General features: G+C 56.7%; 7 protein-coding genes. 4 read left to right on the top strand and 3 right to left on the bottom strand.

What is annotated here, in order from left to right; genetic code table 11:
* Nucleotides 1–282: hypothetical protein (locus ACPF7Z_RS15025; RefSeq protein ID WP_425194065.1), on the bottom strand; the 282-nt coding region annotated here is incomplete at its 3' end.
* 250 nt (nt 283–532) lie between these two features.
* Here ACPF7Z_RS15025 and ACPF7Z_RS15020 point away from each other — a divergent pair.
* The 4 genes from ACPF7Z_RS15020 (at nt 533) to ACPF7Z_RS15005 (ending at nt 5,768) form a co-directional block, all read left to right on the top strand.
* A complete protein-coding gene (locus ACPF7Z_RS15020) occupies nt 533–1,507 on the top strand; it encodes a TAXI family TRAP transporter solute-binding subunit (RefSeq protein WP_425194064.1) in 975 nt (324 codons plus the stop codon).
* A gap of 146 nt (nt 1,508–1,653) precedes the next feature.
* Complete coding sequence (locus ACPF7Z_RS15015) at nt 1,654–4,239, top strand: TRAP transporter permease (protein ID WP_425194063.1); 2,586 nt, start codon at nt 1,654–1,656, stop codon at nt 4,237–4,239.
* A gap of 15 nt (nt 4,240–4,254) precedes the next feature.
* Complete coding sequence (locus ACPF7Z_RS15010; protein ID WP_425194062.1) at nt 4,255–4,683, top strand: universal stress protein; 429 nt, start codon at nt 4,255–4,257, stop codon at nt 4,681–4,683.
* A 275-nt stretch (nt 4,684–4,958) separates the two neighbouring features.
* Nucleotides 4,959–5,768: a DUF2189 domain-containing protein gene (locus tag ACPF7Z_RS15005; protein ID WP_425194061.1), complete on the top strand. Its 810-nt coding sequence runs from the start codon at nt 4,959–4,961 to the stop codon at nt 5,766–5,768.
* 71 nt (nt 5,769–5,839) lie between these two features.
* Here ACPF7Z_RS15005 and ACPF7Z_RS15000 read toward each other — a convergent pair whose 3' ends face one another.
* Nucleotides 5,840–7,771 (bottom strand): alkaline phosphatase family protein, encoded by a 1,932-nt coding sequence (locus ACPF7Z_RS15000; RefSeq protein WP_425194060.1) that lies wholly within the window; start codon nt 7,769–7,771, stop codon nt 5,840–5,842.
* 68 nt (nt 7,772–7,839) lie between these two features.
* Nucleotides 7,840–8,505 carry a phosphoribosyltransferase gene (locus ACPF7Z_RS14995; RefSeq protein ID WP_425194059.1) on the bottom strand — a complete coding sequence of 222 codons (666 nt, stop codon included), beginning with the start codon at nt 8,503–8,505 and terminating at the stop codon, nt 7,840–7,842.
* Between the last annotated feature and the right edge of the window lie 68 nt (nt 8,506–8,573).

The following is an 8,573-nucleotide window of genomic DNA, read 5'->3' as shown; positions in this document are numbered from 1 at the left end:
AAGGCGGCGGTCGGCGTGGTACATTTTGTCATGGCGGCTGAGTCGGTTGGTTCTTGTATAGGAGCTTGAATTATAACCGATTTTCAGCCGCTTTTTGCATGTCTGGTGCAATATCCGGGATAGGTCATTCAGTATTTTCTGATGCAGTCGCGTTGTTTCCTCATCGAAGAGCACGAAGCGGATATGACGCAGCGATCGGCATTCGTGGCTGGCCGCAGCGTCCATGTCAGGTTGCTTGGCAATATTACCTTGCAGGCATTCGAAGAGCGGTTGTGTCGTCATAGGGAGCATTCGCAGCGGCTATCTCAAAAGTATTAGTCCTGTACGAAACGGTAAGTCAAGCCGAGTTTAACGTACCGCAAACGCAAAGGGTGGACTAATCTTGAGAAAGAATATTCACATCGTTGATAGGATCGACAGCATAAGTTTAGCAATGCCTTTTGCACCGTGACGGTAGAGTCGGTATGTTTACATAGTGACGCTCGACGGCAAATAACGTTTCACAACAATGCAAATCCATGAGGTATCTTGCATGAAAAGACATTTTCTTTCCGCTGCAATCGCTTCCAGTGCGCTACTCGGTGCAGCGATGTTCTCCGCTCCCACCATGGCCCAGGAGCAGAAGTTCATTACCATCGGTACCGGTGGACAGACAGGGGTTTACTATGTCGTTGGCCAATCGGTCTGCCGCATGGTCAACCGTATCAAGGACGCCAATATCAAATGTAACGCACCCTCTACCGGGGGCTCGGTTGCCAACGTCAACGGACTCAAGTCCGGTGAGCTGGATATGGGGGTCGTGCAATCGGATGTGGGCTATCGCGCCTACAATGGTGAAGACAATTTCGATCAGCCGTTCAAGGAGTTGCGTTCGGTGTTCGCCATGCACGGCGAGCCGCTGACGGTGCTGGCACGCGCGGATGCCGGCATCAAGACGTTTGATGATCTCAAGGGTAAGCGGGTCAACGTCGGCAACCCAGGCTCCGGGCAGCGCGCCACCATGGAAGTGCTGATGGATGCCAAGGGTTGGACCATGGACGATTACTCATTGGCCTCGGAGCTGACCGCCGCTGAAATGGCCTCCGCCCTGGCGGACAACAACATCGATGCCATGGCCTATGTGGTAGGCCATCCCAATGGTTCGATTCAGGAAGCCACCACCACGGTAGATTCCAATCTCGTTCCGATCAACGGTGAAGCCGTCGATGAACTCGTCGAGAAGTATCCGTACTACACCAAATCGGTCATTCCCGGTGGCCTGTACAAGGGTAACGATGAGGATACCGAAACTTTCGGGGTGGCCGCGACACTTCTCACGGACGCCAATACGGATGCGGATGTGGTCTATACCACCGTCAAGGCCGTCTTCGAGAACTTTGATCGTTTCAAGCGTCTACATCCGGCTTTCTCCACTCTCGAACCCGAGCAGATGATCAGCCAGGGCCTGACGGCACCGCTACATGAAGGTGCCGAGCGTTACTACAAGGAGCGTGGCTGGATTGACTGATCATGGCTTCGGCTATAGTGATTAGTCACTGATATACCAGGGATGCGCGGGCGCCAGTTGGCCTCGCGCATCTTTTGGTGTAGGGCTCGTCATGCGAGAGCTCTCAGGATGTTTTTTATGCTGCCATCGATAAGTAGGGAAGAAACATGGCCGAAGATAAACAGCAGACATCATCATCGTCGCAGGATCTAGACGAGCTGCTCTCCAGCGATACGGGATCACGAACGCTCAGCGGAGTGCCTAACAAGCTCTTTCTTGGCATTGCGACCGGGTGGTCACTATTCCAGTTATGGGTAGCCTCTCCATTGCCTTACATGGCGGGGTTCGGTGTCTTCAGTGCCACTGAGACCCGCTCCATACACCTGACCTTTGCTCTGTTTTTGGCCTATATGGCCTATCCGGCCCTCAAGCGTTCACCTCGGGATCGGGTGCCTCTCACTGACTGGGTGTTGGGCGCGGTGGCGGCGTTTACCGCCGCGTATATCTACATCTTTTACGATCAGCTGTCGCAACGGCCTGGGGCACCGATCCTGCAGGATGTCATTGTCGGCGTGGCAGGCCTGATACTACTGCTCGAGGGGACGCGGCGTGCCCTTGGTCCACCCCTGACGATCGTGGCCTTGGTGTTCCTGGTGTATTCACTCGCCGGCCCCTATATGCCGGCCATGCTGGCACACCAGGGCGTAAGCTTGTATGGATTGGTCAATCACCAGTGGCTGACGACTCAAGGGGTCTTTGGTATCGCCCTGGGGGTTTCGACCAGCTTCGTCTTCCTGTTTGTGCTGTTCGGCGCTTTGCTCGACAAGGCCGGCGCGGGTAACTATTTCATCAAGGTGGCGTTTTCACTGCTGGGGCATTATCGCGGTGGGCCCGCCAAGGCGGCGGTAGTCGCGTCCGGCATGACGGGGTTGATTTCCGGATCATCGATTGCCAATACGGTGACCACGGGTACTTTTACCATTCCGATGATGAAGCGCGTTGGCTTTTCTGCCGAGAAAGCCGGTGCGGTCGAAGTGGCCTCTTCCGTCAACGGTCAGATCATGCCACCGGTCATGGGGGCCGCTGCTTTTTTGATGGTGGAATATGTTGGCATCTCTTATGTCGAGGTCATCAAGCATGCCTTTTTACCGGCTCTGATTTCCTATATTGCCTTGATCTATATCGTTCACCTCGAAGCACTCAAGGCCGGTATGCAGGGACTGCAAAGCAGTAACCCGCCCAAGCCATTGCTGCGCAAGGCAATTGGTTTCCTGACCGGGCTTTTGTTGCTGATGGCCTTATCGTTTGCGGTTTACTACGGTCTAGGCTGGCTCAAACCGATCCTGGGAGATTCCACGCCCTGGGTGGTGGCGGTGGCGTTGGCCATTATCTACGTGGGACTCTTGAAAGTCGGTTCGAAATACCCCCAGCTCGAGATGGATGATCCCAACGACGATATCACGGAGTTGCCTCGGACCAAGCCCACGGTCATGGTCGGACTGCATTACATCCTGCCGGTGATCGTGCTGGTATGGTGTCTGATGGTCGAGCGGCTATCGCCGGGGTTGTCGGCTTTCTGGGCGACGGTATTGATGATCATCATCATGATCACCCAGCGTCCGATAGACGCCATCTTTCGCGGTCAAAGCAAGATGGCGGAGGACATCAAGCTCGGTTTCATCGATCTATGGGATGGGCTGATTGCCGGTGCGCGCAATATGATCGGGATCGGTATCGCTACCGCAGCGGCCGGTATCATCGTCGGTGCCGTGTCCCAGACCGGTGTGGGGCTGGTCCTGGCGGACCTGGTCGAAACGCTGTCGATGGGCAACCTGCTACTGATTCTGTTGCTGACCGCTGTGCTCAGCCTGATTCTTGGTATGGGGCTGCCGACCACCGCCAATTATATTGTGGTCTCGGCCCTGCTCGCACCCGTGGTGGTATCGCTTGGCCAGCAAAACGGGTTGATCGTGCCGCTGATTGCCGTACATCTGTTTGTATTCTATTTCGGCATCATGGCGGACGTAACACCGCCGGTAGGGCTGGCATCCTTTGCGGCGGCGGCGATCTCGGGAGGCGATCCGATCCGCACCGGCTTTCAGGCGTTTTACTATAGCCTGCGTACCGCGGCATTACCGTTCTTGTTCATCTTCAATACCGAGCTATTGTTAATCGACGTGAGCCCCTTTCAGGGTGTCGTGATCTTCATTGTCGCGACCTTTGCGATGCTGGTCTTCGCCGCCGCCACGCAAGGTTTCATGCTGACGCGTAATCGCTGGTACGAGAGCCTGTTGCTGCTGCTGGTCGCCTTTACGCTGTTCCGCCCCGGTTTCTGGATGGACATGATTCACGATCCTTATCGGGATGTACCACCGAACCAATTCGAGCAAGCGCTGGGTGATGTCGACAAAGGCAGCAACCTGAGGGTACGCATCGATGGTCTCGATGCTTACGGCAATCCCACAAGTTTCGTGATACTGGTGCCGGTCCCGGAAGGCAATACTGGCACGGAGCGCATGGAAAACCTGGGTCTGCAATTGATGCAGGAGGATGGGCGTACCCTGGTCGACATGACCACATTCGGTAGTGAGGCGGAAGAGCTGGGCTTCGAGTTCGATCAGGAAATCGCCTCGGTCAGGGCGCCGGTGGAGCGCTGGGACAAGGAGTGGATGTGGATTCCAGGGCTGGCGGTATTTGCTCTGGTAGTGCTATTGCAGTTGCGCCGCCGTCGCACGCAGACGGCCACCGCCTAAAGGGAGGAAACGGTCATGCACAAAAAGATCGTGTTGCCCATCGATCTCAACGCAGCGGAATCCTGGGAGAGGGCTTTGCCGGAGGCGCTGGCGTTGTGCAAGGCATTCGATGCCACGCTGTTTATCGTCACCGTTCTGCCGGACTACCGCATGCCGCTGGTGGGGAGCTATTTCCCGGCGGACTTCAACAAGAAGGCACACACACTCTTATCTGAAACCCAGCAAAGATTCGTGGAAGAGCATATCCCACCGGAGATCGAGACGCATTGCATGATTGCCGATGGTTCTCCTTACGAGGGCATCATCAAATCAGCCAAGGCAGTGGATGCCGATCTGATCGTCATGGCGTCACACAACAAGCGTCGCTTTGCCGATTATCTGCTGGGGCCCAACGCCGAGCATGTCATGCGTCATGCCGGTATCTCGGTATTGGTCGTACGCTAGATCAGTGGTGATTCAAACGCAGGAGCGTTTTGCCGCCATGGGCGTGCTCGGAGGCTTTACGCTAATGCGGATACTCGATTCGCTGCTATGAGTGTTCAACGCTGCGCTTTCACGCAAGGTCGACTACATTGAGATTAGGCATGCTGGCGAACGGCGTATCATGGAAACCTGTTCGATGAGCCGCTCCCATCATCCTGAACAAGTCATCCGTGTCCTGGGAGCTGTTCCCAGACGGATGCATCCGGTAACAGGCAGTCAGTGCAAGGGGCAGTGCTATGATGGTGGACGCCAAGAAGAATACTCCAGCTACGCAAGCCGGTACGCAATTGATCATCAAACGCATCGACATCGATCAGCCGAGGCAATGGCTGATCGCCGGGATCAACGATTTTCGTCAAGCCATGGCGGTCAGTCTGGCCTATGGACTTTTTTGGGTGGGTGTCAGTCTGGCTGTCACGATCGGTGCCTATAACCTGGGGCTCTGGCATTGGCTACTGCCGTTGGTGGCAGGGTTCATGTTCCTTGGCCCTTTGGTAGCGGTCGGCTCTTACGGCATCAGCCAACGTCTTGAGGAAGGCCGTACCCCCAACTTGGGTGATGCGTTTGGTGCCTGGACCTCGCATACCGGGCAGCTTGCCATGATGGGATTGATGATGATGATCTTTTTCATCATCTGGATCCGGGTGGCGACATTGCTGTTTGCCCTGTTCTTCGGCTTCAACGTGCCCAGTCCGATTGATCTTTATTCTGCCTTGTTCACCACTCCCGAGGGGCTCGGCATGTTGCTGGTGGGTAGTGTGTTCGGTGGCGTATTGGCCTTTGGCGCCTTCTCCATCAGCGTAATAGCAATACCCACATTGATGGACCGTGATCTCACCTTCATGGAGGGTATCGAGGCCAGTGTAAAGAGTGTTGCGCGTAATTTCCGCCCGATGCTGCTATGGGCCGCGATTTTGACCGGCTGTACCATCATCGGAGTGGCGACCTTCTATATCGGGCTTGCGGTGATTCTACCGGTACTCGGCCATGCCAGCTGGCATGCGTATAAGGACCTGGTAGGAGGCGAGAGCCCAACGGATTCTTGATGGGTGTGCTTGCGAGTCGATTGAAACCAGGCTGATGAGGGGCGGCCCTGCGGCCCCATCTCATTTGACGATCAGTACTCATCGCGAGCCCTGTGAAAACGCACTGTGATTCCATCGACGCCGAGCTCCTGAATCTCTATGGGGCGTCCTTGATCGTCGAGTCGCACATGTCCGATGCCTGAGCCGTTCCACAGGCGTTCCCCCGCCTTGGCGCGGTCGGGGATGAAGGGGCTTACCTGCATGCGGCGGCGTTTGGTGAACCAGTTGAGCGGTGACCAGGGCGCATAGAGCCAGCGATTGAGGCGATCAAACCAGTCCAGTAGCGTATCGGGAAAGCCATTCTTGACCCCGCTGCTGGTGATCTGCCAAATACGGGGGCTTTCCTCATGATGGCGGATGCGTACATCGTAGACAAAGGAGTAGTGCACGTCGCCAGAGAGAATCACGTAATTGCGCGGTGTGCGGGTGTGGCGAAAGATATTGAGCATGACATTTGCGGCGCCCCGATGAGCCATCCAGTTTTCTGCATCCACTAGCAAGGGCTTGCCAGCCCAACTGAACACGCGCTGTATGCCCTCGATCAGCTTGACGCCGAACATAGGCGCCGCCGAGACGATGATGATCGAGGGCTCATCCAGAATCTCTTGCTGTAGCTCCGTCAATGCTTCCCAATCCATCAATCCCGACGGACGATGCCGATTGCGCTCACTGCGCCAACGTCTGGTGCGGGTATCCAGAGCCACCAGCTTGGGCGAGCTTTGCAGACAGAACCCCCAGCCCTCGAAACGCAAGAGCTCTGTGATCAGCGCGTCCTGCGGCTTGACTGGTAGAAACCCGTCATCGCCGCAGGCGTCGAGCAATTGCCGTAAGTGGCTAATCGGTACGGAGAGTCGCTCCGGCGCATTGCCCCAGCCCTGACACAGCAAGTAGGCGATAAGCGCATTGCCGACGATGCGCCGTGAGAAGGGATGCCCGTAGGCAGTCTCTTCCCAGGCGGCGGTCAGGTTCCAGTCGTCGGTGACGTCGTGATCGTCGAAGATCATCAGCGTGGGTACCTGGGCCAGGAGCCTCGCCGCCATCGGCAGCTCGTTGGCGAATGCATCGATCACTTCACGTTCCGCGATAAATCGTTCTCGATGCTCCTCGCTCAGCGGTGGCTCGGTACGTCGAATCGATCGCCAGGGCACCGGCGACCATACCAGCATGTACATCGCCAGGACTTCACTCAACGTGATCAGGTGATTGGCGGCGCTGTCCGTCGTGAACACCGGCTTTCTGACACCACCGAAGAAGCGTTCGCGTAGCGCTTCTGTGGACTTGATCTGGGGTAGCAAGCATTGCCGTCGGTAATAGGTATCTTCGGCGGCATAGAGTGCGTCGCTGTCATCCACCACCGCGCCTTCGAGTCGCTCACCCCAGAGCCCCAGACGCTCGATCAGCTCATGAATGGCGGAAAGCATGGGGCCGGCGACGTCATCAGCGTAGATCTGGTCGCCAGTGAGTAGCAGGAGAGCGGGGCGCTCCTCCGGTTGGTCATGACGTTCGGCCAGCCACGCATCTGCCCGGGCCAAACCATCACCGGAAGAATAATGTGGCTTGCGACAGGAGCCATGTAACACGCTGTCCAGGCGTGACTTGATCACGAATCCTGGACATGATTCACCACCATACAGCAGGTGTGGCGCCCAATCGGCGATGCCCGTATCACCACCACCAGGTTGTGTGATGCGCAGATCGTAGCCGATTGCCACGTCCTGGGGTAAGGCTGTTTCCAGTGTTACCTCGATCAGGTGGACGTAGGCATGTCGGCCTACCGGCACACATCGACACAGCGTTTCGTCGAGAGTGATGGAGCGGGAATCGAGACGATCCGGATGAAGTACAAGGCTCAACGTTAAAGGGCGCGTTGCCATCAGCCATAGCACCAGGCGTTGAGGTTCGATACGGCGGAGGATAGGGCCGGCCAGAACATCGGGAAGTGGGTTGAAAACGCTATCGTCCATGAAGGGTGATCAGCACCTTACCGGAAAACAATCAGAATACCCTTTGTTACATGTCGTTGACTATGCGGCTATTGGTGTGGGTGAAAAGGGGCCCGTGCTGAATCAGCTAGACACGCCCTGACCTGGGCATCGCTGGTCTGGTCGAAATCGATGTACCACTGCCCTACCGCGTGGAAATGCTCGGGTGTGGCCACACAGACGATCTCGTCAACGTCGGGAGCCAGCGTGTCCAGCGCATCGCGAGGTGCGACCGGCACGGCCACGATCAAGCGCTCGGCCCCCAATCGGCGGATGGCTGCAATCGCCGCGCGCATGCTGGAACCGGTGGCGATGCCGTCATCCACCAGAATGATCTGTCGCCCGTGCAGATCGGGGTAGGGGTGATCACCCCGATAGGCATTTTCGCGGCGTGCAAGCTCGCGATGCTCGCTGTCGATCACCGCTTGCAAGCGTTTCTCGCCGATGTTCAACCGTTTGACCAACGCCTCATCGAGCACTGTCACATCGCCACTGGCGATGGCGCCCATGGCAAATTCCTCATGACCTGGTACCCCCAGCTTGCGTACCACCATGACATCGAGAGTGGCTTTCAATTCCCGAGCGATTTCCGCTGCCACCGGTACACCGCCACGCGGTAACCCTAATACGAGCGTCTCGTCATCGGCATAGGCAAGGAGTCGTTTGGCAAGCGCCCGACCCGCAGCGCGACGATTGGCGAAGGGCAGTTCCGACATCTCTGATCTCCTGAAGCATGCTTGGACCTTACTAGTGTCGGCAGCGATGGGGGTCTTTGCCAGTATCG

The organism is Halomonas sp. GXIMD04776 (assembly GCF_049808615.1).
In the GTDB taxonomy this organism is placed as follows: domain Bacteria; phylum Pseudomonadota; class Gammaproteobacteria; order Pseudomonadales; family Halomonadaceae; genus Modicisalibacter.
The sequence above is the reverse complement of the archived record's forward strand: the minus strand, read 5'-3'. Positions and strand labels throughout refer to the sequence as shown.

What these genes read in the sequence shown, in the direction of transcription:
- ACPF7Z_RS15020 (WP_425194064.1), top strand. Translation starts at nt 533, where the DNA reads ATGAAAAGACATTTTCTTTCCGCTGCAATCGCTTCCAGTGCGCTACTC.
- ACPF7Z_RS15015 (WP_425194063.1), top strand. Translation starts at nt 1,654, where the DNA reads ATGGCCGAAGATAAACAGCAGACATCATCATCGTCGCAGGATCTAGAC.
- ACPF7Z_RS15010 (WP_425194062.1), top strand. Translation starts at nt 4,255, where the DNA reads ATGCACAAAAAGATCGTGTTGCCCATCGATCTCAACGCAGCGGAATCC.
- ACPF7Z_RS15005 (WP_425194061.1), top strand. Translation starts at nt 4,959, where the DNA reads ATGATGGTGGACGCCAAGAAGAATACTCCAGCTACGCAAGCCGGTACG.
- ACPF7Z_RS15000 (WP_425194060.1), bottom strand. Translation starts at nt 7,771, where the DNA reads ATGGACGATAGCGTTTTCAACCCACTTCCCGATGTTCTGGCCGGCCCT.
- ACPF7Z_RS14995 (WP_425194059.1), bottom strand. Translation starts at nt 8,505, where the DNA reads ATGTCGGAACTGCCCTTCGCCAATCGTCGCGCTGCGGGTCGGGCGCTT.